The sequence below is a fragment of the Flavobacterium akiainvivens genome, from assembly GCF_001278115.1.
In the GTDB taxonomy this organism is placed as follows: domain Bacteria; phylum Bacteroidota; class Bacteroidia; order Flavobacteriales; family Flavobacteriaceae; genus Flavobacterium; species Flavobacterium akiainvivens.
This window is the reverse complement of sequence record NZ_LIYD01000005.1, coordinates 3,070,940-3,095,718: the sequence shown is the minus strand read 5'-3', so window position 1 is coordinate 3,095,718 and position 24,779 is coordinate 3,070,940. Positions and strand designations below refer to the sequence as shown.

At 46.8% G+C, this 24,779-nt stretch carries 25 protein-coding genes; 18 read left to right on the top strand and 7 right to left on the bottom strand.

The features are described from left to right. The first annotated feature begins 13 nt into the window (after positions 1-13). The 12 genes from AM279_RS20970 (at position 14) to AM279_RS13825 (ending at position 9,898) form a co-directional block, all read left to right on the top strand. Positions 14-139 (top strand): hypothetical protein, encoded by a 126-nt coding sequence (locus AM279_RS20970; RefSeq protein WP_262494134.1) that lies wholly within the window; start codon positions 14-16, stop codon positions 137-139. Further along, positions 139-1,197 (top strand): hypothetical protein, encoded by a 1,059-nt coding sequence (locus AM279_RS13875; protein ID WP_054408628.1) that lies wholly within the window; start codon positions 139-141, stop codon positions 1,195-1,197. Before AM279_RS20970 ends, AM279_RS13875 begins: the two co-directional genes overlap by 1 nt. Before the next feature lie 567 nt (positions 1,198-1,764). After that, entirely contained in the window at positions 1,765-2,358 is a 594-nt protein-coding gene (locus AM279_RS13870; protein ID WP_054408627.1) for a hypothetical protein, read from the top strand. Continuing rightward, the gene (locus AM279_RS13865) at positions 2,358-2,834 is read left to right on the top strand and encodes a hypothetical protein (protein WP_054408626.1); all 477 of its coding nucleotides are present in this window, start codon (positions 2,358-2,360) and stop codon (positions 2,832-2,834) included. Before AM279_RS13870 ends, AM279_RS13865 begins: the two co-directional genes overlap by 1 nt. Next, positions 2,831-3,988 (top strand): hypothetical protein, encoded by a 1,158-nt coding sequence (locus tag AM279_RS13860; RefSeq protein WP_054408625.1) that lies wholly within the window; start codon positions 2,831-2,833, stop codon positions 3,986-3,988. Before AM279_RS13865 ends, AM279_RS13860 begins: the two co-directional genes overlap by 4 nt. After that, the gene (locus AM279_RS13855; RefSeq protein WP_054408624.1) at positions 3,963-4,460 is read left to right on the top strand and encodes a DUF6712 family protein; all 498 of its coding nucleotides are present in this window, start codon (positions 3,963-3,965) and stop codon (positions 4,458-4,460) included. The genes AM279_RS13860 and AM279_RS13855 overlap by 26 nt, the downstream gene beginning before the upstream one ends. Further along, positions 4,457-5,776, top strand: coding sequence for a hypothetical protein (locus AM279_RS13850; protein ID WP_054408623.1), 1,320 nt, complete (start codon positions 4,457-4,459; stop codon positions 5,774-5,776). Before AM279_RS13855 ends, AM279_RS13850 begins: the two co-directional genes overlap by 4 nt. Next, the gene (locus AM279_RS20505; protein WP_143090397.1) at positions 5,773-8,211 is read left to right on the top strand and encodes a beta strand repeat-containing protein; all 2,439 of its coding nucleotides are present in this window, start codon (positions 5,773-5,775) and stop codon (positions 8,209-8,211) included. Before AM279_RS13850 ends, AM279_RS20505 begins: the two co-directional genes overlap by 4 nt. A 31-nt stretch (positions 8,212-8,242) precedes the next feature. Further along, entirely contained in the window at positions 8,243-8,485 is a 243-nt protein-coding gene (locus AM279_RS13840; protein WP_054408621.1) for a hypothetical protein, read from the top strand. Continuing rightward, entirely contained in the window at positions 8,485-8,760 is a 276-nt protein-coding gene (locus tag AM279_RS13835; protein WP_054408620.1) for a hypothetical protein, read from the top strand. Before AM279_RS13840 ends, AM279_RS13835 begins: the two co-directional genes overlap by 1 nt. Beyond that, complete coding sequence (locus AM279_RS13830) at positions 8,757-9,260, top strand: glycoside hydrolase family 73 protein (protein WP_054408619.1); 504 nt, start codon at positions 8,757-8,759, stop codon at positions 9,258-9,260. Before AM279_RS13835 ends, AM279_RS13830 begins: the two co-directional genes overlap by 4 nt. Further along, positions 9,257-9,898: a hypothetical protein gene (locus tag AM279_RS13825; RefSeq protein ID WP_074961592.1), complete on the top strand. Its 642-nt coding sequence runs from the start codon at positions 9,257-9,259 to the stop codon at positions 9,896-9,898. The genes AM279_RS13830 and AM279_RS13825 overlap by 4 nt, the downstream gene beginning before the upstream one ends. Here the strand turns inward: AM279_RS13825 and recO are convergent. Together recO and porZ are read right to left on the bottom strand one after the other, a co-directional pair. Beyond that, entirely contained in the window at positions 9,891-10,601 is a 711-nt protein-coding gene (gene recO / locus AM279_RS13820) for a DNA repair protein RecO (RefSeq protein ID WP_054408617.1), read from the bottom strand. The two genes, AM279_RS13825 and recO, sit on opposite strands and share 8 nt — an antisense overlap. An 11-nt stretch (positions 10,602-10,612) precedes the next feature. Beyond that, a complete protein-coding gene (gene porZ / locus AM279_RS13815) occupies positions 10,613-12,877 on the bottom strand; it encodes a type IX secretion system anionic LPS delivery protein PorZ (protein ID WP_054408616.1) in 2,265 nt (754 codons plus the stop codon). Positions 12,878-13,004: 127 nt separating this feature from the next. Here porZ and AM279_RS13810 point away from each other — a divergent pair, with 127 nt between their 5' ends. Beyond that, positions 13,005-13,685 carry an NAD(P)H-binding protein gene (locus AM279_RS13810; protein WP_054408615.1) on the top strand — a complete coding sequence of 227 codons (681 nt, stop codon included), beginning with the start codon at positions 13,005-13,007 and terminating at the stop codon, positions 13,683-13,685. Between the two features lie 2 nt (positions 13,686-13,687). Here the strand turns inward: AM279_RS13810 and AM279_RS13805 are convergent, their stop codons facing one another. Beyond that, on the bottom strand, positions 13,688-15,727 hold the full coding sequence (locus AM279_RS13805) for a site-specific recombinase (RefSeq protein WP_054408614.1): 2,040 nt from the start codon (positions 15,725-15,727) through the stop codon (positions 13,688-13,690). Positions 15,728-15,955: 228 nt separating this feature from the next. Between AM279_RS13805 and AM279_RS13800 the strand changes: the two genes are divergently transcribed. Then, entirely contained in the window at positions 15,956-16,648 is a 693-nt protein-coding gene (locus AM279_RS13800) for a S24 family peptidase (protein ID WP_054410345.1), read from the top strand. Positions 16,649-17,131: 483 nt separating this feature from the next. Then, positions 17,132-17,446 (top strand): hypothetical protein, encoded by a 315-nt coding sequence (locus AM279_RS13795; protein WP_054408613.1) that lies wholly within the window; start codon positions 17,132-17,134, stop codon positions 17,444-17,446. Between the two features lie 134 nt (positions 17,447-17,580). On the opposite strand, the gene AM279_RS13790 is transcribed toward AM279_RS13795, so the two are convergent. Next, the gene (locus AM279_RS13790; protein ID WP_054408612.1) at positions 17,581-19,461 is read right to left on the bottom strand and encodes a M1 family metallopeptidase; all 1,881 of its coding nucleotides are present in this window, start codon (positions 19,459-19,461) and stop codon (positions 17,581-17,583) included. 77 nt (positions 19,462-19,538) lie between these two features. Then, positions 19,539-20,315 (bottom strand): response regulator transcription factor, encoded by a 777-nt coding sequence (locus AM279_RS13785; RefSeq protein ID WP_054408611.1) that lies wholly within the window; start codon positions 20,313-20,315, stop codon positions 19,539-19,541. A 99-nt stretch (positions 20,316-20,414) separates the two neighbouring features. On the opposite strand from AM279_RS13785, the gene AM279_RS13780 reads away from it, so the two are divergent. Next, positions 20,415-21,164, top strand: a complete 750-nt coding sequence (locus AM279_RS13780) for a DUF1349 domain-containing protein (protein ID WP_054408610.1) — start codon at positions 20,415-20,417, stop codon at positions 21,162-21,164. Between the two features lie 83 nt (positions 21,165-21,247). On the opposite strand, the gene AM279_RS13775 is transcribed toward AM279_RS13780, so the two are convergent. Both AM279_RS13775 and AM279_RS13770 read right to left on the bottom strand, forming a co-directional pair. Next, positions 21,248-22,849 (bottom strand): S8 family peptidase, encoded by a 1,602-nt coding sequence (locus tag AM279_RS13775; RefSeq protein ID WP_054408609.1) that lies wholly within the window; start codon positions 22,847-22,849, stop codon positions 21,248-21,250. 81 nt (positions 22,850-22,930) lie between these two features. After that, positions 22,931-23,794, bottom strand: a complete 864-nt coding sequence (locus tag AM279_RS13770) for an MBL fold metallo-hydrolase (protein WP_054408608.1) — start codon at positions 23,792-23,794, stop codon at positions 22,931-22,933. Between the two features lie 238 nt (positions 23,795-24,032). Between AM279_RS13770 and AM279_RS13765 the strand changes: the two genes are divergently transcribed. Together AM279_RS13765 and AM279_RS13760 are read left to right on the top strand one after the other, a co-directional pair. Beyond that, positions 24,033-24,362 (top strand): HesB/IscA family protein, encoded by a 330-nt coding sequence (locus tag AM279_RS13765; protein WP_054408607.1) that lies wholly within the window; start codon positions 24,033-24,035, stop codon positions 24,360-24,362. A gap of 36 nt (positions 24,363-24,398) precedes the next feature. Next, positions 24,399-24,767, top strand: coding sequence for a four helix bundle protein (locus tag AM279_RS13760; protein ID WP_236688520.1), 369 nt, complete (start codon positions 24,399-24,401; stop codon positions 24,765-24,767). The last annotated feature ends 12 nt before the right edge of the window (positions 24,768-24,779 follow it).

Below are 24,779 nucleotides of genomic sequence, written 5' to 3'. Positions count from 1 at the left end.
TAAAAACGAGGTTATGGCCCTGAAACGCCAGGTGGGCAGCCGCTACAGCGTAGACGGCAAAAAAGTAGCCTTAAGGCGTACCGAAACCGACAGGCTTAGTGGCATGAAACAATATTTGAAAGATAAAAACAGGAAGTAATGGCGCTAATTAATGCAGACGACCTAACGCTTAACGCCCGCGAGGCCGAAACCATGAGCGAAGTGATTTTTGAAAGGGTGTTTAATGAAAGCGACCTGGCCGAATACCACGAGGTTGAAACCGGCATAGACGTAAAAACACAAATCGCATTCGCCGAAAGGCTTGGCCTGCTGGGCAAAAAGAGCGAGGGCTGTACGCCAAATGAGGCCGGCGGCTTTACGCTGACCGAAAAATTCTGGACACCCGTGCTGGAGGATTTCCGCCTGAAGCACTGCCAGAACGATATGCCTGCGCTATTAAAGCTGTTCCGCAAATCGCAGCGCATAAACCCCGACTTTTTTGATGCCGTGGGCACGCAGGAGTTTGGCGTTATCATCGCCGCTGTAGAAAGCGCCCTTATCGAGAACATCCACCGTAAGGTGTGGTTTAACGATACCGCCGCGGCTACTATATCAAACAGCGGTGTGTTTACTAACGGTACCGACCTCGAGTACTTTAACTCGTTCGATGGCCTGTTTAAGCAAATATTTACCGAAGTGCCAAGCAACGCGGCTAACCGTGTGGCCATCACCGCAAACGGCGGTGCCAACTACACCGCACAGGCCCTTGCCGAAGATGCTGCCCTTGCCATTTTCGAAAAGATGGTCACCGTAGCCGATGAACGCCTGGTATCAGCAGAAGATGCCTTTATCCTGGCATCGCGCACCCTGGCCGATAACTACCGCGCCACCCTGCGCAACAAAAATCTGGGCTCGGGTTTCCTTGAAGTGGTAGAAGAGGGCAGGCCAAAGCTGTATTTTGATGGCATTGAAGTTAAAGTGCGCTACGACTGGGACCGCTACATTAAGCAGTACCAAAACAACGGCACAAAGCACAACCTGCCGCACCGCGCCGTGCTAACCACCAAGAGCAACATCCCCGTGGGTACACTAAGCGAAGACGACCTTACCAAGCTGGATGTGTTTTACGACAAAACCCTTAAAACCAACATAATGGATGCCGCCTACACCCTCGATGCCAAACACCTTGAGGCATATATGACGGTAGCGGCATACTAACGCAGTTTATGGTTCATGGTTTATAGTTCTTTTTCAAAGTTCTGCATGGGTGTAGAGACGCATTGAATGCGTCTCACATATGAGTAAGCACGTTCGAGTGTAGCTATTCCCCTCCTTCGGAGGGGTGGCGAAGCCGGGGTGGGTTTTCTCCCTGACCCTGAAGGGGTCGCGTGTATTAGCCCGGGGCATCGCCCCGGGATGCGTTGAGTGGTTACCCGCGCCGTCATTACTTCGTCAGTTCGGGCAAAGCCCTCGGGTGCGATGAGGAACGCCGAAGCAATCTTTTTCCGTAGTACTGAATTTAAAGATTGCCGTGCTCCGTAAACTCCGCTCGCAAAGACGGATTCTGAAGAAAGGAATGGATAAAAACCCGCGAAAATCCGCCCAATCCGCGGCATTTGCGTTCCATTTTGTCAGCCTGAGCCTGCCGAAGGCCGCGTTCCATTACAAGCGAGTAAGCACGCCCGAGTGAAGCTGCTCCCCTCTTGAGAGGGGTTGGGGGTGTGTCCAACAACCAACAACCAAAATCTTTCAATTCTTCAATCTTTTAATCTAAAAAACAAAAACATGGATTGCACAGGAAGCCTTACAGCCGATATTATTTTTGATTGCGCCAATGCACCGGTAGCCGGTATAGAGCAAAACGTAGTGCTCATCAACAAAGAAGACATAGACATTGCCGCAACCACCATAAGCGCCACAAACCGCGTGCTGGTAACTAACCTGCAGCTTAAGCCCGGCAAAACCGGCTACCTGCTTACCGGTGTTAAGCAAAGCAACGGCAAGGCGTGGGAACTTGTTAAAAAAGAAAACGCGCCCGATAAGTTTAAGCACACCTTTAGCGGCGTGATTTTTAACCCCGGCATAGACAACAAGCAACAGGCCGACCAGTTGAGTAAGGGTGGCAAGTACGTTGCCGTTATAGAGCAGGTGTGGAAAGGTGAAGGCAGCGCCGAAGCCTTTGAAATACTGGGCCTTGGCAGCGGCCTTGAGCTGAGTACAATGACTAACAGCAGCCGCGAGAACGACAACATGATTGTGTTTGAGCTTGCCAATGCCGATGGTTTTGAAGAAACCACCATGCCTAAAACCCTGCTTGATGGCGATTATGCTGCTACCAAAACGGCCTTTACCAACAAGTTTGAACAGGCCGCCGGCTAATGCCTGATTTTACCACCATGGATATCGCCACCCTTACCCGTAGCATTACGGGTGGGGGCGAGCGGTACCTCACGCTCTTTTTGCGCGAGTATACCACGCTCTTTCCGGGAACGGTAAACCCGGCCTGCCCCAAATGCCTTGCCCAATATTTGACCCGATATAAACAACATTACAACGCTATGGCAAATACATCCCACTACCGCCTCCACGCCAAGTATGAAAACATACCGCTGGAGTTTGGCTCGCCCATACTGGTAAACAACGCCAACATGACCGATGAATATGCCCAAAAGCTGCTGAGCCGCCCCGGTGGCGAACGCCTTTTCGCCCAAATTCCGCCGCCCACGGTGTTTGAACAGGCCAAAATGGTAAAGGCAGCCGTTAAAAAATCGGCACAGGTGCGCAAAAAACGACCCAGGATTCCGCTAAAGCCGGAACTGAAACCCCAGGAGACTTCTGAAACATCACAATCGTGAAGGCGCTGCTCATAGAGGTCTGGAAACGCCTCACACCCTGGAGCAAAACCGCCGATGTGTATGCCAATGATATAGACAACGCCTACCCTGAGCGTATGGACAGGCTGATAAACAACAGCGTTACCGCAAAAAGCGCTGCTGCAATTATGGTGCAGTACCTGTTGGGCAAAGGCTATGGCCCGGAGGCCGATGCCACTGTGGTAAACAAGTCCAAAAGCCTGAAGCTTGCCGACTTTGCTGCCGATGTGGCAGATGATTTAGTCAAGCAGCGCGGGGTGTTCATACACATCAACTACAATGCGCTGTACCAGGTAGCCGACTTTAGTGTGTTGCCTTTTGAATGGTGCCGCATTGGTAAAAAAGACAGTAACGATTATGCCGGTAAGGTAGCCGTATGCAAAGAATGGCTGCGCCCCAAACGCAGCGACATTGAGCTGATAGACGTGTACAACCCCCGTAAAAAAGTGATTGATGCCCAGGTTGAAAAAGCCGGAGGGTGGGAGCACTACAAAGGCCAGGTATTGTACATTAATATGGATACCAAGCTTATTTATCCCCTGAGCCGTATTGATTCGGTAGCTGAGGATTGCGATAGCGAGGCGCAGGCATCGGTCTACAAAAACAGGCTGCTGCGCAAAGGGTTCTTTGGCAATACGCTGGTGGTCACCCGTCCGCTTGTGGGCGATAGCCTTGTGCCCGGAACTCCCGCACACCAACATGCTGAAACCGAGCGCGATGCTTTCCAGAAAGCCATTAAAGACAGCCTGGGGGCCGATAATACCGGTGGCGTGCTGTGCCTTGAAATGGATTTTGCAGGCGAAAAGCTGGAAGATGCCGTGCTCATCAAACAAATTGAAAGCAAGATAGACGACAAGCTGTTTGAGTATACCGAAGCCAGCGTGCGCGAAAACATATTGGTGGCCTTTAACAACCTGCCCAGTGGCCTTGTAAAGACTAACGACAGCGCTCTGTTTGGCAACAGCGGCGAGGCTATGCGTGAAATGAAACGCACCTACTGGGAAAACACCACGCGCGAGCGCAACCTGCTTACCGCCATCATCAACCGCCTGCTGGGGCAGTCGGCAGACCATTCAAGCCTTACCGTTGAACCCCAAAAACTGACCGACGATGCAGACATTGATTACACGGGCTGATATAGCCCGCTACAAGCAGGTAGCCAAAACCCCGTATGATGAAAAGCTTAACGAGCAAATCCTCGATGCGCAGTTGCTGGACGTGCAACCCCTCATCGGCGAAGGCCTGTTCAATAAAATTATGGCTTTACCAGAAGATTATAACCAATTGCTGGACGGCGGGGTGTATGAGCACGATGGCATTAGCTACACGAATTACGGACTTAAAATGGTGCTGGCTTATTTCGCTTACGCGCGATACATCATGTTTTCATCTTCCATAGACACGCCGTTTTCGGTTGTCGAAAAACTGAACGACAGCAGCAAGCCTGTAACGGCATCCGACAAGAAAACCATTTACAACCTGAATCGCGAGGCGGCCATGCAGGTGTGGCAAAATGTGCATAACTATCTTTTGCGTACCGGCTATCCCGGTTTTGATGTGTGCAAACCCCGGCCTTCAGGTATGAGATTTACTAAAATTACCCCATGACCATTATCAACACGGTAAGCGACAGCCGTTTTAGCTTAAACGGTGTGCAGTACCTCAAAAACTACATATCGGCAGTGCGGGGCAACAGGGTAGAGATTTTTAACTGCTATGAGCGCGCCGATGTGCTACTGCCCTTAACGCATTATGCTGAGGTAACCTTAAACGGCATAATGTACACCAGTGCACCGTTACTGCAGGCCGCCCTGCTTGATGTTATCTATTCGCGCCACACGCTTGGCCTACAAGGCTTGCAGGACCAGGATAACATCGATATCAAAAAAACCTTCCGCTATACCCCGGGCGAGTCAACCGCCAGTATCCTGGCCAAGATTAACAACCTGCCTGCTTATACGGTTAACGAAAAGCAGTCGGTATGGTTTATAGGCAGCCAGTCGGCCCGGTTATCGCCCATATTAGGAGGTACGCCCATAGGCGGGGGTACAATCCCATTAACACCGTCAACAAGTATAACCCCGGTAAACCTTAACCCTGCCATTGTAAAATACAAGATGATGGTAAAGGGTAAAGGCACTTACGGACAGGGTGGTATACAGCTAACATCGGCGCATATTGAGTTGATGTACACCAACCAGGCTACCAACCAGGAGATGGAAGATGATCCGGAAACCGACTTTATAACTTTTACGCTTGCTGCTAACCAAACCATAGTACAGTGGCTCAACACCCGTAGCCCGGCTATAGCCGTACAGCCACAGGATGAGGGTTATACCATTTTTAAAGGATACAATGCGCAGGCAGAAGCACTTTCTTACCTGTGGGTGGGAGAAGGAGGGACTTACGGAACAGGGCAGGGGCAGGCTGCTACCGCTGATTTTCAGGCATTGCAGGGCACTACGCCTGCCCCGTTTATGCCTACGTTTCATCAAACATTGCAGCAAAACCCGCTCACTACACATTCGCCTCAGTTTTATGACGAGAATGCAAATATGCTTATGGCATTGGGTGCGGGAATCATAAAAATCCGCTATCCCAATGCGCAAACACTCTACATTCAGGGTCAGGCCCCACAGGATGATTTTAGCGTTACGATTCCCACACTATATCAGGATGACCATTTCCTGCTGCGTAGCGAGGTAAAAAACCGTTGGGTCATGATACGCGTGCTGTCAGACACTAACACCCTTTATGTTCCTGAGCTTATCGGTGCGCAGGAGGTGGTGCAGATAGGCGGGCATAATATGGTATACAACGACCTTGACAGCCTGGATGGTTTCGGGTTCAACCCGCAAACCGGGGTTATTTCAGGTTTTGATTTTTACGCAGGATTTAAGTATAACATCAACTTTTTATTATGATGAAAACGAAAAACTATATACTGTTGGTATTGCTGTTGCTGTCGGCTGCTGGGTTAAGCCAGACAGTTGTGCCAAGTGGTAGCCCTGGCCAGGTTACCGATTTTAAAGGCGGAATAAAAGCCACAAAAACATTTACACTACCTGCTACTGATGCAGAGCATTTTCCTGAGATGGACAAATTTGGCCAGGTAAGGATATCGCCTACAGATAGTATTGTACGATATTTTAATGGAGCGAATTGGGTGCCAACATCCGGCTATGTTACAGAAACACAGCTTACAGATAGTATACAACACGTTAAACAATTGGTTACTGATAATGATACACTATTTGTGCCTTATAGTGGGGCTAGTCAAAGTCTTAATATGGGGCCATATAATATGTATTCAGGCGCTATAGGTGCGGGTTATGGTACGTCGGGTATCACTTCTATACCAGCATGGTTATCTGCAAGAAATCCTTCCTTACCTGTATCGGGTACTATATCAACTGTTTTTGGAGTATATAGTAGTTCAGGAAATCGTTCCCTTTATGTATACGAAGACGAAGTAGGTAACCATTTTGTAAATAATAGAGGAAATGGTGATCAAGTATCTAATACTGTTTTTGGAAATTATGCACTTGCCAATAATACTACAGGTGTTTATAATGTAGGTTTTGGTCATAGTGCTCTAAGGAATACGACTACTGGTGATAGAAATATGGGTATTGGTGCATATTCGCTATTTGCTAATTCTACAGGTAGGCTAAATACTGGAGTAGGAATTAGCGCGCTTCAATATTCAACTACTGCAGAAAGTAGCGTAGCTGTAGGACAGGGAGCAGGAACATCTGTAACTACAGGTATGAGAAATACGCTCATTGGCAGAGGAGCAGGTTCTAACATACATGATCCTACATTCAATACTGAACCAGGGATAACAACGGGATCTGATAATGTAGTAGTTACTCCAGGAGTGACTAGTTATTTACATAAAATAGGTATAACTATAGGGAACAACAATACATTATTGGGTAGGGTAAATGGAATGGCTTCAGATGACAGTAATTGGGTTATAATATCCGATGGCCAAGGCAATAGGGCATTTGAAAAGAATGGTGCCTCGGGGTCTGTAAATATTAGGGGTACATCTGTAAACATACCTTCTACAGCCACAGGCGGGTTTAATATATTTAATACGGCAGAGCAAACCACTAACACCGAAAAAGGTTTTATGAGATTTAACTCAAACGTACTTGAAGTAGGTTATGATTTTGGCGGTACAGGTACCTTTGCAAAGCCTGCTCGGTTTGGTTCGGCAGCAACAGCCACAAGCGGAATGAACAGGTACCTGCAAACCCAGGCTCAAACTCCTTTTTTTTCGTATTATTTTGGAGGTACCGGTCTTCCCGGCTTTATAATGGATATAGGTGGTAATGGTGCACTACAGGGCAATAATGTTAATCAGGGCGCGGTGTCTGTAACGCCTACTATTGCCCAAACAGGAGGAGCATCCTATAAGGCATTATGGATTGCACCATATGAAGCATCAACGGGCAACTCAGGTAACAATATGCTTATTGAGGCAGGCACTACATCGGCTGCTAACGGTGGTGGAACTTTTACAAGGTTATTTGCAGTAGACAACACCGGTATAGCCCGGGCGACCTCATTTGCAAACCTATCTACAATTAATAACGCCCACATACAAATGCTGGCTAACGGTACAAGTATCAGCAGGAATATTGCCGATGCCAATGCCGCTCTTACCCTTAATCAGGCCAATGCCGCTTCCACAGGTAACATACTGTCAATGCAGCTAAACGGAACTGTAAAAGCTTATTTTACAACCCAGGGACATTTGGGTACTAACCGCATTGCCCATACTGTAGACGCAAATAACGCTGCTATTAATTTAAATGCCAACGGCCTTTCTTTTACCAGGAACGTAAATGATGTTAACCCGGTTGTAACCGTAGACCAGTTAAATGCATCATCTACCGGGCTGCTGCAAAAATGGTCTTTAGCTGGTACAACGGTTGCCGGTTTAGATAAATCAGGCAACATGAGCCTAAGCGGACAGATTACGGTTTATGAAGCTCCTACTGCTCCAAACCATGTAGTGAGAAAGGCAGAACTGGATAGTAAAATAAACCTGTCGGCTTACATAAACATTACAACCGGCACAACGTTAACTGTAAGCCAGTTTGGTGCCAACGGACAGCTGGATGTGTATGTTAATGCCACTGCTGCACCGGTAACCGTTACATTGCCCACTGCTGTTGCCATGGCAGGCTACCAAGTAAATATTATCAAGACAGATGCTACTACAAACGCTGTTACCATTCAGGGGGCATCCGGTGTAAATATCAACCAGTCGGCTACTTATGTTTTGCCATCTGTTGGTGCTAAGGCTGCCATAAAATCTAATGCAACGCAATATTGGGTATTTTAATGTTTCTGAGATTTGAATCCAAATAAACCCCATGCCTACCCGAAAAATAATCCATGCCTTTACGGCAAAAGCCCTTAAAAGCACAACGCCTCCGTGGGCTAATACCATGTTCAGGGCAACGTTTATCATCACATCGGCTATTACCATTTTTATTGCCGGTACCAATCTTTTTTCTGAAAGTATAAAATATGAACTCATGCTGGGGCTTAAAGCGCTCGACGCCGTTATTTATGGGCTTAGCAAAATGTTTGGTATAGAAATAACCGAAGAATAATGGAAACATCGCTATGGCTGCAGGCACTCCCTGTACTTGCAGGCGGAGGTGGGCTGTTGTCCCTGCTGCTTGCGCGGAAAGAACGCCGTGCTGCCGCCAACCTAAACAATACAAATGCGGTAGAAATCATGCAAAAGGTTTACCAGCAGTTTGTAAAAGACACCTCCCTCGAAATCAATATGCTTAAGGAAGAAATAAAGCGGCTGCGTAAAGTGGTAGAACGCTACCAGTCGGCCTGTAGCGGTTGCCCTAACAATAAAAACAATATGCTATGAAACCAGCTCAGTTTGTAGCCGCTCACAAAGGTTTTGCCTTGCAAACACAGGCTAAAACCGGTATACCGGCATTGGTTATCCTTGCACAGGCCGCGCTCGAAAGCGGCTGGGGCAGGGCAGCACCCGGCAATATGTTCTTCGGGGTTAAAGATACAGATGGCCTTAACGGAAACGAACAGCTCATCACCACAACCGAGTACTTCCGCCGGGCCGATGTAACGTTTCCGGTTGTAATTTCAGTAACACCTGTGGTGCGCAACGGCCAAAAATGGTTTAAGTACAAAGTAAAAGACTACTTCCGCAAATTTGAGTCGCCCGAAGAAAGCTTTACCCACCACGCCCAATTCTTATTAAAAAACAAACGCTATGCCCCCGCACTTAAAGTTAAGCACAATGCGTATGCTTTTATAGACGCCCTTGCAAAAGCAGGCTATGCCACCGCGCCTGACTATGCAAAAACACTAAAAGCGGTGGCTAAAACCATAGAGCGCTACTTATGAAAAAATATATTCCCTATGTTGTAATTGTAACCTTGGGAGTCTTGCTTATTCTCAGTATACAGCGGTGCACTTACAATGGCAGCAGGCTGGCAGTAAGCAGTGCCACACTTGCCGATACAGTTACCTATTTTACCAATACACTGGGTACAAAAACGGCTACCATAAAAACCCTTTCGGCAGATAAGGACCTGCTCAATGCGCTGGTTTTAAAAAAAGACAGGCAGCTGGCCGAAACAGCTTCAAACTTTGCCAAAGTACACACAGTAGTAACGTATAAGGCAGAGGTAAAAGTAGATACTGTTTATGTGCCTTTTGATAACCGGGCTGGTACATTGCCGGCTTTTGAACGCTCAGGCGCCGTGTTTAACAAGTGGTATAGTTTTGATTATAAGGCAGACAGCGCCGGCATCGCACTGGCAAACCTGTCTATGCAAACCGAAACCGCCATAGTTACGGGTATTAAGCGTAAATGGTTTTTAGGGAAAGAAACCCTGGTGACCGATGTGTCTAACACAAACCCATACATAACGGTTACTGATTTAAAAGCCGCTGAGGTAAGTGTGCCCACACCGTGGTATAAAAAATGGTATGTATGGTTGGCCGCAGGTGTGGCCGGTGGTTTTGTACTGGCTAACTAAACACTTCTTTAAGCACATCGAGCGAGCGGGGCCTGCGGAAACCATCAAGGTGTATGGTGTAGTAGTCTATTAAAATTTTGAGCAATGCCTGCCGTTCCGTTATGTGGAATGCCATGGCACGGTTTTCCAGCTTCAGGCCCATAAGGCGGCGCAGTAACAGCGTTTCATGGTCGTTAAGGCAGGTAGAGGATGCATAGGGCATAAAAACGCCCTCTGTCATCTCAAAAAAAGTATGGCTTTCAAGCCCGTTAGGGTAAAAGCCCAAAAACTTGGTCAGTTCTAATAAAACAATCAGGTGAAAGTTAACCGGCTCGTCGTGCCCGTCAAGCCACAGCAACGCCGTTTCAAGAAAAGCATAGAGCCCCTCGTTTTGTTCTTCTTCTTTAATACAGTGGTGCAGCACCTCGCTTACAAAAAGAGCTATTGTGGTCTTGGCTATATCTGTATGCAGGGTGGTGTAGGGGTGGGCCAGGTGCACTTCCTTAAAATACTCGAGCGTGCCTTTGTTTTTGTGCGTAGCCACAATATTTATAATGCTAAGCGGCCGGAAATAAATGTTTTTCTGGCTGCTTTTTTTATTGCCAAAGGCATCGCGCACATAGTAAGACCGCAGCCCTTCTGCCTGCGTAAAGCATTTTACCACCAGGCTTTTTTCCTGGTAGCGTATTGCACTTATTACTATGGCCCTGGTTTTTAACAGCACGGTTATCGTTTTTAGTTGCCCCTAATAACCATTACCTTTTTAACCTTGGTTTCGGTGCCGTCTTCGCTGACTATAAAAATCATATATACGCCGCTGGCTACCTTGTATTTGCCAAAAGCACGTGTATCCCACAGTACGGTACCGCCTTCGCTGGTGGTTTCATACACCAGGTTGCCTTCTATGTCTGTAATTTTTACGTTTACATCATCCATCAGGCCGCTTATTTTCACATCGCCCTCAAACCCCGGCCTTACCGGGTTTGGGTATACATATACATTATTCAGGTTATCGCTTGGCGCTGTGCTGGTGCCCTTAAACGATACAAGCCCCTTATCTGTAGCAAAAAATACCTCACCGGTAATGTTGTCAATAGTTATATCGTTTATACTATTGCTGGGCAGCGGAGAGTTTTGTTTTGTAAAATGATACAGGGTACTTTGCCCGTCAGGCGAAACCAGGAATGCCCCGGCACTAGTGCCAATCCACTTATTATTAGAGCCGTCTACACAAATATCGTTTATGGTTTGTTCAAACAAAAGTTCCTGTGGCAGGCCGTCTTCCATAATTACTATGTTGTTTGCCGTAAGGGTTTCATCAGTCATAAAGCGCTCTGTGCTCGATATGGTGCGCAGGCCGGAGTTTGTGCCCAGCCATACACGGTTGTTGTGGTCTATAGCCACACAGTTTACCATATTAAACTGCGGCAGGCCATTATCTTCTGTAACCACTATTGTTTTATTCATTGCCTGGTTAAACACTATAAGGCCGCGGTTTGTAGTAGGCAGCCACAGGGTATTATTCCTGTCCATGGCCATAATGCCATATTCAATTTGGTTTGGGTTTGGCACATTGTCTCCCAGGCCATAAGCGTTCCAGCTGGTGCCGTTAAGTACTTTAATAGGCTGGGCGGTAAGTGTGTTTACCAGCCATAACCTGTTACTGCTGTCAAAAGTGCCGCCTATTACCCTTGTACTGGGATTACCCGGTGCCTGTTGTTGTGCCTGTAGTGCGCTGTTACCTGAGTTATAAAATGTTACAGGTGTACCATCTACCACTTTAACCAGGCCAGATTCATAAGACTGCAGGTAAACTTCGCCCTCATTATTAGGGTTTACAACAATATCTGATACAGACCGTACATAAAAAATCTGTTCGTTAGTAAGCGATATCCACCCCTGGGGCGTAAGCCTGCTTACACCGGCCGCTTTGGCATCGGGTTCATGGTATTGGCTAAAGCCCCCAAATGCCACCCACAGGTTATTGGCCGATTTTTCGAGTGCAAAAATGCGGTTTTCAAGGGGGCCGGCAGGTGTAATGTTTTGTATGTTAAACGTGTTTACATCTAAAGAAAAAACGCCTTTTAACGTGGTGCCTATATACACACGCCCACCCACAATGGTAGCGCAGGTAAACACGGCAGGCTCGCCCACGGTATTAATCTGGAAAGCCTGCAAAAGCTGGTTGTTATAAGCAACAACACGGCCACCGCTTGTGGTTACGAGGTAGTTATTGCTTACCCTGACATCATTTATAGCGCCAGATTCGCTGGCAAATACCACAGGAGTGCCGTTTTCCGGAATGCGGTACAGCAGGTTGCCCTCACTGGCAAAAAGATTGCCCTCAAAAGCTGCAAAGCTGGTATAGTTAACGGTGGGGTATGGGGTTTGCCACTGGTTAAAATCGTTAAGGTTAGGGTTTGCCAAAAGGCCGCGCCTCATGCCATAGCCATCGGTTATAACATACAGGTAGCCGTTTAACACAGCACTTTCGCGCACGGCAATTTCGGCACCGTTTGGCCCAAGGTAGTAGGTGTCTATAAACTCAAGGGTGGCAATATTAAATGCCGAAACACCATAATCAGTGGCAATGTAGGCAATGCCGTTGTTTTCGGTAATGTGGTTTATTTTCTTTTTGGCAGCAGCCACGGTAGCTTCCTGCACAATATCTATCTTGTTTACTATGCTGCCATCGTTATTTACCACAATAAGCAGGCCGTTGCTGTTGCCCACCAGCGTACGGCTGTATTGCGGGCTGTGGTAAATGGCTGTAATATTCTCTGGTTTAAGGCCGTCTACACTGGTTATGGTGTTTAGCTCGCCCGTAGCGGTGTTCTGGTAAAACATAGCGCTCTCCCCGGCGGCATACACCCGGCTGGGAGACTGGGCCATATCTACCACATTGTAATAAGAAAAATAGCTGCCCCACAGCTGGTCAGTATTTTGTGCGGTGCTGCTAAGGCAAATTAAAAGTATGTAGACAAGGTATAACCGTTTCATTGAAGGCATTTGTTTGCGCAAATATAGCTAAAACGCAGCATACGGGTTTTTTGTATGTAAAGAGGTTAAATTAGTTTATGCAGCGTGGTTTTTAGTTATCTTTGATAGGCCAAAAAAACAAACCGCCATGGCAAAAACCGCAATTATACTGGGTGCTACCGGCGCCACCGGGAGCGAGCTGCTTAAACTGCTGCTCGATGATAACCGCTACAGCGCCTTAAAGTTGTTTTCGCGCAGTGCATCGGGCATTAGCCACCCAAAGGTGCAGGAGCATGTGGTTAACCTTTTTGAGCTTGAAAAAGAAACCGCAGCCTTTAAGGCAGATGAGGTATATTGCTGCATAGGCACCACAAAAGCAAAAACGCCCGATAAAGACACCTACTACAAAATAGACCACGGCATACCGGTAGCTGCGGCAAAACTGGCAAAGCAAAACGGTATTGAAACCTTTGTTGTGGTTTCGGCTATTGGGGCAAACCCTAACAGCGGCATATTTTATGTGTGCACCAAGGGCGAAATGGAGCGCGATATCCTGGCGCAGGGCATACCTAAAACCCACCTGCTGCAACCCTCGCAAATTGTAGCCGAACGCAGCGACAGGCGCGTTATGGAAAAAATTGCCGTTGGGGTAATGAAACTGGTTAACCCCCTCCTAAAAGGAGGCCTAAGAAAATACCGCAGCATAACCGCACATAATATTGCAAAGGCCATGGTAAAGCTGGCCAATACAAACCACAGCCAGGACAGGATACCGTCAGACAAAATACAGGAACTTGCCGATGGCTACACCGGCAAGTGGATGCCCTGATTTTATTCTTTCTTCCTGAAACTTGGGAAGAAAAACGATCCCGGCCTGCGCAAAAAGTGCCTGAAAATACTTTTTATAATGGGACCAAGTTCAGAGAGCGGTATGTTCCTGGAACGGAATGCCAGCCCCAGGCTAAGGCCAAAGCTTACCATAAAGTTTACAAGGCCTATTAACCCAATACCCACCACACCCCAAACCATGTATTCGGTAGAAATGTTGTAGTTAGCGCCATACAGCGCCAGGGCCAGGTTGCCACTGGCAAAGGTTATGTGCCTTATGTCTAAGTTTAACCCTAAGAAAATACCTATAGAGGCCGTACTGCCCATAAACACGCCAAACCAAAAGTTGCTCACAATACCGGCCCAGCGTTTTTCATACCACTTGGCCAGCTTTTGCGTGCGGGTGCGCCCCAGGCTTTTTTTAAGTACCGGGTGCTCTGCAATGCGGTAATACACATGGCGGTGCTTGTCGCGGTTGGCTACACTACCGGCAATAATACCACTCAAAAACAAAAATACACCCGCTATGGCAGCGTGCAGTATGGCCTGGGAGTGTATGGGGCTCAGGTCAGTAAGCAGGTGGTACCACTTGCCATGGGCAATATTGGTATCAAACGACAGGTCTATCAGCCATATACCCAGCCATGCCACGGGGAAAGCCACCACCACGTTGCCCACAAAGGCTATAAACTGGCTGCGGAATACACGCGCAAAAAACTCGGCAAAAGCGCGGTGCTTTTCATCGTCATCTACCTCGGTATCTGTGCGGCCGGTTTGCAGTGCACGCACAAGAGCTGCGGCCGTCATGGCGGGCTGCTTGGTGGCCAGGGTAAAGCCCAGTACATAAATGGCTATAAAGCCCAGCGAGTAGTTCATACTATAGAAAAACGCATGGCCAAAACCACTGGTTTCTATCTTGCTGAGCAGCACTTTTATAATACACAAAATACCCACTACAATACCGCCACCGCTGGCTGCCCAAAACATACGCAGGTATTCCCACCGGCTTTTGGTTATGTAATGTTCGCCGGTGTTGGCTGTGTGCTGTGTAATTTCATAACTAATAAGCTGCGTGCTTTCGTTTATAAGCTCGCGCACATTTGTTTTATAGCAGTTGTAGGTAATAAGGTTAAGCCCCAGGGCTATGGTATCGTGCACGGCTTCCTGCTCTTCCCGTATGGCCAGCAGGGGCAGCAGTACGCCCAGGCGCTCCAGCTGCTGGCGGATGCGCAGCAGGCTTTGGTTTACGCGTATGGAAATACCATATTTTTCGCTGTTTTTAAAGGCAGCGCGCACATACTCCAGGCACTGGTGGTGCAGCACTAAAAGCTGGCGGTAGCTTATATCATCAGGGCTCACGTAGTTGTGGTGTTCATCCTGAAGCCTTTCGCTTATGATACCAAACTCGCGTTGTATGGCTAAAAAGGGGCTTTCAAGGTTTTCATACTCGGGCACCATTTGTATAACCTCACTCTCCAGCGCGCGCCCCGTAATGCGGTGAATCAGTACCTGTATGGCAAAAACCAGTTCGGCCAGCGGGCTGTTTTGTTCTATAGAGGCATACAGCGCACGGAATTTTAGCAGGCCATACAGCTCCTCAAGCTGCTCAAAAGGTATAGTAGCTATCCACTCTGGGTCAGTCTTTACAAAAAACACCTGGTTAAGCACATACTCAAGGGTGTCTTTCTGGGGCTGGTCGGGCAATAGCTTTGCCAACATGCGCTTGCGCACTTCAAACAAAAAGTCGGTGTGCGAGAGTATACCCGCATCAGTAAGTATATGGCTAAATTTTTTGTGCTTTAATATCCCTTTTAGGTACAGCCCCAGCCCGGTACGGTAGCGCGGGTTACTGCGCAGCAGCTCCAGCAGTGTGGTTAAGTCTACAGGCTTTGCCTTGGTAGGTTTCTTCGGGCGGAAAAAGGCCACAAGCTCTGCCAGCAGGTCAGTTTCATCGGCTTTGTATTCCCACAGGCTGTTTTCATCAAAGTTCAGCGCAAAGAACGCCTCAAGGGTCATTTTGCCTTTATTTTTCCTGAATTTCATGTAAGGTTTCTGTGTTTAGCACAAATCTAAGGCATTGAAATGGGTTAGTAAGGGCTTTTAGCATATAGTTAAGCCAATTGTAATGAAAAGGGAAAATTTTGTAGTGAAAATTGAAAATAATACCGGCCTTTCAAAAAACAATTATTTAATAGTAAGGTTTTTCGGCGAAATTTGTAGTTTGATAATATTTTTTTCTTACATTTGAAGAAAATTTACAAATTTAAAGCTATGGTATCAGCACGTGTAGGCGAATATATAGAGCATAAAAACATAAGCTATTATGCATTTGAAAACAGCGTGGGCGCAAGCCGAGGCGCCATTAGCAAGGCTGTAAAGGACGGAAAAAGCCTGGGCAGCAATGTGCTTGAGCGCATACTGGAAACCTATAAGGATATTAACCCTATATGGCTGCTAACCGGCAGGGGCGAAATGCTGCTGGAAGCCGTGCAAAACCGTAACGGCGTGCAAACGTTCCGCCTGAAGACCGATACTACTTTAGACAGCCAGCAAATACCGCTGTATGACCTTGAGGCCGTAGCCGGTATTGTGCCGTTGTTTAACAATACACGTGTGCTAAAACCCTTAGACCACATTTCTATACCGCAATTGCCCAAGTGCGACGGCGCTATTTATGTAACCGGAGACAGTATGTACCCATTGCTTAATAGTGGTGACATTATTATGTATAAAATTATAGATGATATTGCAAACGGCATTTTTTGGGGCGAAATGTACCTGCTGGGCGTAGATATGGGCGGCGAAGAATATATTACCGTTAAATACATACGCAAGAGCGACAAAAAAGGCCACATTGTGCTGTCGAGCGAAAATAAAGCCCACCAGGACAAGGAAATTTCAATTTCAGACATCAGGGCGCTGGCGCTGGTAAAAGGCAGCATACGCATTAATGCGATGATTTAAGGAAAGGTTCTGAGGTGTTTAGGCGTTGAGGTTCTTAGATACAATACAAGCCGTTGCAAATGCAACGGTTTTTTGTTTTAAATAGGCGGTTAAGGCATGGTTTTCATATTCGCTTTAGGCGAAATGGCTCTGTTCCCTCATCGCTGCGTGAGACACATTCTGAGAAACATTCAATGTGTCTCTACAGAAAACCTCTGTGTGTGTCTGCGTTTGCCTCCGTGAATCTCTGTGGTACAGTCTTTTTTAATTTCTTTGCGAACCCCCCCCTCTTTCTACAAAAAATCCTCAACAATCCACAAAAAACTACAGCAGGCATTGTTTTGGCACCGGCTTCAAAAAATCTTCAGTTAAATTTTAAATAACTGTTTTTCAGGGTGTTTTGGGTTTGTTTTTTCTGTTTAACGTTTCTTTAAGGCGCTCAGGGCATTGATGTTGCCTTTTACTATGGCGTACAACGATGATTAAAATTAAAAACATTATACAATGAAAAAGTTATTTGTAAGCGCCCTGATGCTAACAGGATTTATGGCAATGGCGCAAGAACCGGCAACACAAGCACAACCACAATCTGCAACTACAACAACGGCTAAGCCTGCACAACCTGCATCGGCTACGCAGCAACCGGCAACAGCAGCTACGCCTGCTCCTGCAAGTACAACTACAGCCCCTGCTACTACAGCAACACCGGCTGAAGTTTCTAAAAAAGAGGCTCCTGCCGCTACACCGGCACAGCCTGCTGCTGCACCTAAAAAAGAAACCGCAGCAACCAAACCCGCTGACCCTGCTAAAAAATCTTAATTCCACGACTTTTTAGCGCCTATTTATATATCCACAGTCAGGGCAGTTTTTTTTATCTATTTTACCTGCCCTACATTCAAAAACCCTCCAGGCTTTATTGTTTGGAGGGTTTTTTTGTGTTTGAATTTTATTTCCTACTTCTTGGTATACAGGTTGTTGTCCTTGTTTACATCGGCCATGCGCTCAGCAGGGTCAATGGCCAGTGCACTTACGTTAGCTTTTGGCTTGCTTAGCTTAAACTCATAGGTTTGGTGTCCCCAGTCCCAGTCCGGCAATACGGTGCGTTTGGCATTAGGGTAAGGATTGTCTTTAATAAAGCGCATCATTTCCAGCGGAATGTAAAACGTTTCCTGCGTACCGTCGTCATAGGCCACAATCAGGTCAAGCGGCATAGGCATACGGCCTTTGCGTTCCAGCACTACGGTGCCGTCTTCCTTAACTTCCTTAATGCCATAGTCAATGGTGTTGGTGGTTTGTGTCCAGTCAGTAAGATACCAGTCCAGCTCGGCACCGCTTACCTTTTCGGCTACGCGCTTAAAATTGTTGGGTGTAGGGTGTTTAAACTTAAACTCGTTGTAATAACGGTTCAGGGTTTTGGCAAGGTTGTCTTCGCCTATAAGGTAGCCCAGCTGTGCCAAAAACACCTCGCCCTTGCTGTATGAAGCAATACTGTAGGCCATGTTAAGGTCATAGCGGTCAGAATGCGTGCTTTGCGGCTGCTCTTTACCGGTTTTAACCAGGTACAGGTAGCTGGCATAGGCATCGGCAAACGGGTTTTCGTTGTCTTCTGCCTTTGGTTTTGGCATAACGGTAGCCAGTGCCAGGTCTGATATATAGCTGGTAAAGCCTTCGTCCATCCACGGGTGCTTGCTCTCATTACTGCCCAGTATGTGCTGAAACCACGAGTGGGCAAACTCATGCGCCGTAACACCCACAAGGCCGGCATAAGTATGGCCTGTAATAAGCGTACACATGGCATACTCCATACCGCCATCGCCACCCTGAATAACAGAATATTGCTTGTATGGGTATGGGCCTATATGCTTGTTGTAAAACTCTAAAAGCTCAACGGTTTTGGGCTGCATCTGTTTCCAGGGCTCCAGGTTTTCGGGTACGTTTTTGTATAAAAAGTGCAGCGTAACGCCGTTTGGCCCGTCTACCTTATCGTGAATATACGCCGGGTCTGCCGCCCATGTAAAATCGTGTACCTGTGGCGCTACAAAATGCCAGGTAAGCGTTTTGGTTTTTTTCGGGATTTTAACCTCCACACCGGCATCCTGGTAGCCTTTGCCTATTTCGTTAGGGTTTTGCAGGTAGCCGCTGCCGCCCACGGTATAGTCTTTATCAATGGTAATGTTTACATCATAATCGCCCCATACGCCGTAAAATTCGCGTGCAATATATGGGTCGGCATGCCAGCCTTCAAAGTCATATTCCGCCAGCTTGGGGTACCATTGGGTCATGCTCAGTGCCACGCCTTCAGATGAATTACGCCCGTTACGGCGAATCTGTACCGGCACCTGGCCTTCAAAATCGAGCGTAAAAGTGGTTTTAGCACCCGGCAGAATGGGTTTGGCAAGGGTAACCTCAAGTATGGTGCCCGATACTACATTAGTAGCCGCTGCGCCGTCCTGCTTTAGGTTTTTTATGTTGAGGTAGCCTATTTCATCGGGCTTAAGAGTGCTGATGCGGCTTTGTTTGGTGGTCTTGTTGTCGGCGCCTTTAAAGCTTTTAACCATGCGCCCATCTGGGTCCTGTATGGCCTGCAGGCGGGCATCCATTTCGCTGCCCGGCTGAAAGGCGTTGTTGTACAGGTGGTAGTACACACGCTTTAAGGTGTCGGGCGAATAGTTAGTATATACCAGGGTTTGCGTGCCGGTATATTTATAGGTTTTTACATCCATATTGACGTCCATTTTGTAGTCAACATGCTGTTGCCAGTAGCCCGTGTTTGGGTCGCGCTGTGCAAAAAGGCTCGTGGCCGAAAGTATGGTTATGGCTAAAAGTGTTCTCATTCAGTAAAAATAGTTAAAAAGTCGAAAGTCTTAAAGTCAAAAGTTATAAAGAAGCTACAGATATACAAGGGAGACATTTATTCAATAATCCCCATCATCAGGGCTGTTTTCACGGCTTCGGCGGTATTGGCTACCTGCATTTTGCTTATAATGTTCTGCCTGTGGCGGTTAACCGTGTATGCCGATATGTGCAGCTGCCCGGCTATTTCTTTGCTGGCAATGCCTTTTGCAATCAGTGCCAGTACCTGTGCCTCGCGGGTGCTGAGCAGCTGGCGGTCATACTGGCTGTATGCTTCCACGGGTAATACCTCGCCGGTTTCGGTGTTAATAATGCGCCCGTTTATGCCCTTTTGCGGCTCGTTATTTGCCGCCGGGGCATACAGGCACAAGGCAAGCCATATACTGCCGTTAACAAGGCTTTTTGGGTACAGCATGCGATGGGTTATGGGCACATAACTGCCTTGTGGGTTTAGCGCCCTGAGTGTGCAGCAGGTGCTGTATTTTATACGTTCATGGGCAGGCAGGCTGTTTTGCAGCTGAATGTAACGCAGCTCCAGCACGTGGCGTTCGGCAATATCATCGGGGTGTATTTTGTTGAAGATAAAATCTTCAAAGGCAGATTCTATAATAGTACCTGATTGCGGAAGGCCAAAAAAATGCCCAAACGCACCGGCATAAATATAGCTGCTGTTGGTACTGAAGTCTGACAGTACGGCCACATTGTTTTCTATAGCTACATACTGCTGTACCTGCTCTTTGTATGCGGCAAGGGTTTCCTGCCTGTTTTCGGCATCGTTTAAAAAAGCCTGGCCCAGCAGCATACTGCTTAACTCCTGCGGAACGGTGGTTGTCATTACTTAAAATGGTTAATTATAGGTATTGCGCCCGGTTGTGTGTGCGGCTACCTTTGTTTCAAATGTACTTAAATCTTTCTATAACAAACCTGTTTATATATGAAAACAAACACGCTTACTGTTGTGGCGCTCGCTTTGCTGGTGGCTTCCTGCAGCCCTAAAAAAGAAGATGCCCCCAAGCCTGCCGAAGCCCCCGAACAAACTGCTAAAACGGGTGGTTTTGTAAATGGCAACCCCTGCAACATAACCATTTCGGGTATTAACTTTACCAAATCAGTTAACGGTGCTGATAGCCTGGTTACAGCCGATGCCAATGGTAAGGTTACCTTTAAGGTGGGCGCTAAAAAAGATTATTTTAACGACCCCGACGGAAAACTGTCTAACAACACTGCGCCTATATTGCTAACTGAGGTTGATAATACAAAGCCGTTTACCCTTACGGCGAAAGTTACCCCGGGCTTTACCGAAAAAGGCCTGTACAACGCCGGCGTGCTGTATATGTATGTTAACGATGACCTGTACCAGAAATTTTGCTTTGAGCAGGACGAGCGCGGCAAACACCGTGTGGTTACCGTGCGCACCATAGGCACGAGTGACGATAATAACCATGATGTGGTAAACCAGCCGTGGGTATACATGAAGATAAGCAGCGACGGCAAAACCGTGGGTAGCTACTATTCGTTAGATAATAAAGAATGGCAAATGGCGCGCCTGTATAAAAACGAATATCCCGAAAAGCTGTGGCTTGGCCTTAGCTCACAATGCCCTGTAGACGAAGGTACAACAAGCTATTTTGAAGCAGTAAGCCTGAAACAGGAAAGCATTAAGGATTTCCGTACAGGGCTTTAGATTTATACATTTCCCCCAAAAACAAGAAAACCCCCGGCCATTACAGCCGGGGGTTCCTATTATTAAAAATACCTCAGAAAAAACTATTTTCTCGACTCCTTGTCAGCAAGTATAATCGCGTTGTAAGCGTTTACAATCTTGCCCGACTGAGAAGCCTCTGCAAATGGGCGTGTGTTAGACGGGTCTCCGCCCACAATCACGTTGCCCGGCAGTGCAAGGCCGCTATCCATAAGGATGTGCTTAACCTGAACGGCGCTAAGCTTAGGGTAGTAAGCACGCACAAGCGCTGCCACACCCGCTGCATTAGGCGATGCCATAGAGGTGCCCTGCAGGTACTTGTATTCGTTATTAGGCGTAGTGGCATAAATCCTCATGCCCGGTGCATAAACGTCTACCTTTACCTTGCCGTAGTTAGAAAAAGGAGCAACAACTTTTGTGCCATAATCATAGCCAAGTGCGCCCACTGTTAGAATATTATCAGTATACTGCGTTAGCGTGTTTTTATCATCGTTAGGGTAACGCTCTGTGTTGTCGGCATCAAGGTCCATACCTTCGTTACCGGCGGCAAACACAATAAGAACGTCTTTATCGGCTGCATATTTTATAGCATCATATACCCAGTCGCTGTGTGTGGCATAGTATTTACCAAATGAGCCGTTGATTACCTTAGCGCCGTTATCTACCGCATAGCGAATGGCTTTTGCAACGTCTTTGTCATACTCATCGCCATCGGGCACTGCACGAACCGACATGATTTCTACATAGTTAGAAGCTACACCATCTCCGCCTATGCCGTTACCCCTTGCCTGTGCAATAATACCGGCAACGTGTGTGCCGTGTAGCGCACCTTCTTTTTCTGGGCCCCAGGCTACGTTATTACCATATCCGTTGGCATTCCAGTCGTCTGCGTTGTCTTTAAGTATGTCTTTACGCGGGCTGTAGTCTATGTTAAGGTGGTATTTGCCTTCATCGCCCACACCGTTCATGGCCTCTTCAAGCTCAGATGAAAGCTCGTTTTGGTCTACCTGCGCCAGTATCCTTACAAAACGCTCTTTAGAGTCGTTAAGCATCTGGTTGTCTGTCTTCAGGTTTTTAACCTGTTCAGCGGTATAGCCTTTGCCAAGTACTTTTTCAAACTCCTTGTTGGCATCATAAATATACTGTATGCGTTTTTTTCCGGCCTGTATTTGCTGGATTTCCTCATCATACTCAGCCTTGGCACGCTTGTAGGTAGCGCTGCCGTCGTCTCCTTTTTTCACGATACGCACAAACTCCATGTTTTCGTGCTCAACATCACCAAGGAAGTTCCAGCCGTGTACGTCGTCTATATAGCCGTTTTTATCGTCATCAATGCCGTTATTAGGAATTTCTTTAGTGTTTGTCCAGATAACGTCTTTAAGGTCAGGGTGCTCAATATCTACACCGCTGTCTATAACGCCCACTACCACTTTAGTAGCCTTGCGGCCTTTAAGCAGTTCATAAGCACGGTCTACGCTCATGCCAGGAACCGAGTCGTTAACCAGGTCAAGGTGGCTCCAGCGCTGTTCCTGCGCTTCAGTAAGCTTGGCTTTTTTAGCCGTTATGGTTGATGTTACTTCAAGAGGGGTAGCCGTAATCTTTTTCGCGCCACAGCTTGCTAAAAAAAGTGCCAGCGCTGAAGAAAGTAAAATGGATTTAAATTTCATTTTTGAAAATGTGTGAATTACGTTATGTACAAAATTGGTCTAAAGTATTGCCAAATTGTTACACAAATGTACATATTAACATTATATTAATACCTCATTAGCCTTAAAAACTTCTTTAAGGCGCACGCCTTTCTCGGTGTGTTCTACAGTTATAACCTCATTATACGGGTCGTGTTCCAGTATAAGGTAGTAGCCTTTACTGGCCGCTTCATTAAGAAATTTTGATTTTTCGTCGAGTGTAAGCAACGGCCTTGTGTCATAGCCCATTACATACGGCAGCGGAATGTGCCCGGCGGTAGGCAGCAGGTCGGCCACAAAAACAAAGGTCTTGCCGTTAAGGTTCAGGGTAGGCAGCATTTGCTTTTCGGTATGGCCATCCATAAAGAAAACGCCAAACCCGGCTTCGGTCTCTGCCTTAAAATCGCCGCTTTCGGGGCGGGTTATAAATTTCAGCTGGCCGCTTTCGTGCATGGGCAGTATATTTTCCGGCAGGAACGATGCCTTTTCGCGGGCATTGGGTTTGGTAGCCCACTCCCAGTGGTTGTCGTTTGTCCAGAAATGGGCGTTTTTAAAAGCAGGCTCATAGCCCGTGCGGTCTTTGTTCCACTGTATGGCGCCGCCGCTGTGGTCAAAATGCAGGTGGGTTAAAAACACATCGGTAATATCATCGCGGCTAAAACCATGTGCCGCCAGCGATTTATCCAGGCTGTGGTCTCCCCAAAGGGAGTAGTAGCCAAAAAACTTGTCGTTTTGCTTGTTGCCCATTCCGGTGTCAATAAGGGTAAGGCGGCTGCCGTCTTCCACCAGCAGGCAGCGTGCGGCCATGTCTATAAGGTTATTGGCATCGGCCGGGTTGGTTTTATTCCATATTGTTTTTGGCACCACGCCAAACATAGCGCCGCCGTCGAGCTTAAAGTTACCGCTCTCTATTGGGTATAGTTTCATTTGGGTTTGTTGTTTGCGGTATGCAAATTAGGGTTTATTTATGGCATGGGCAAAAATGGCTGCTGTAAAAACAACACAGTTTATGCACGTTGCATAAAAACAAAGCCAAATGCATTTAGATTGTATAAAAATAAACGTAATCTATGGTAATATTTGGCATAAAGATAGTAACAGTTTATAAACACAACTTTTTGTGGTATCTTTGCACAAAATTTACACTAATAATAAGGTATAGATTATGATAAAAGTTTCTGATTCAGCAAAAAAGAGGGCTATCATGCTCATGGAGGATGACGGCTTTAACGCAGCTACCGATTATATAAGGGTAGGCGTAAAGAGCGGCGGATGTTCAGGCTTGTCATATGAACTAAAGTTTGACAACGCGCTTAGCGAAAATGATAAAGTATTTGAAGACAACGGCGTTAAAATAGCGGTAGACAAAAAAAGCGTGCTGTACCTTGCCGGTACCATACTTGAGTTTAGCGGCGGCCTTAACGGCAAAGGCTTTGTTTTCAACAATCCTAATGCCGCAAGAACATGTGGTTGTGGGGAGAGTTTTTCATTATAATTGAAAGATTGAAAAGATTTAATAATTGAAAGATTGATGAGCCTGACCAAAACCTTTGATCAGTTTGAGGTGTATCAAAAATCTATAGTTCTTGCAAGGGAAATATTTAATTTGATGAACCATTCAAGCTTTGAAAAGGAATATGGGTTTAAAGATCAGATAAAAAGAGCTGTTGTTTCTATAAGCAACAATATTGCTGAAGGTTCTGAGTATAATAATAACCGTCAGTTTATCAGGTTTCTTAGCCACTCTAAAGGGAGCTGTGCAGAAGTAAGAAGCATGTTGATACTGGCTGTTGAATTAGGACTATTGAGCAGGGAGCAGATTCAGGTGTCATTTGATTTAAGTATTGAGATATCAAAAAATCTCTCAAAGTTCATTGATTATCTAAAGTCAAGGCTTTAGAATATTTCAATC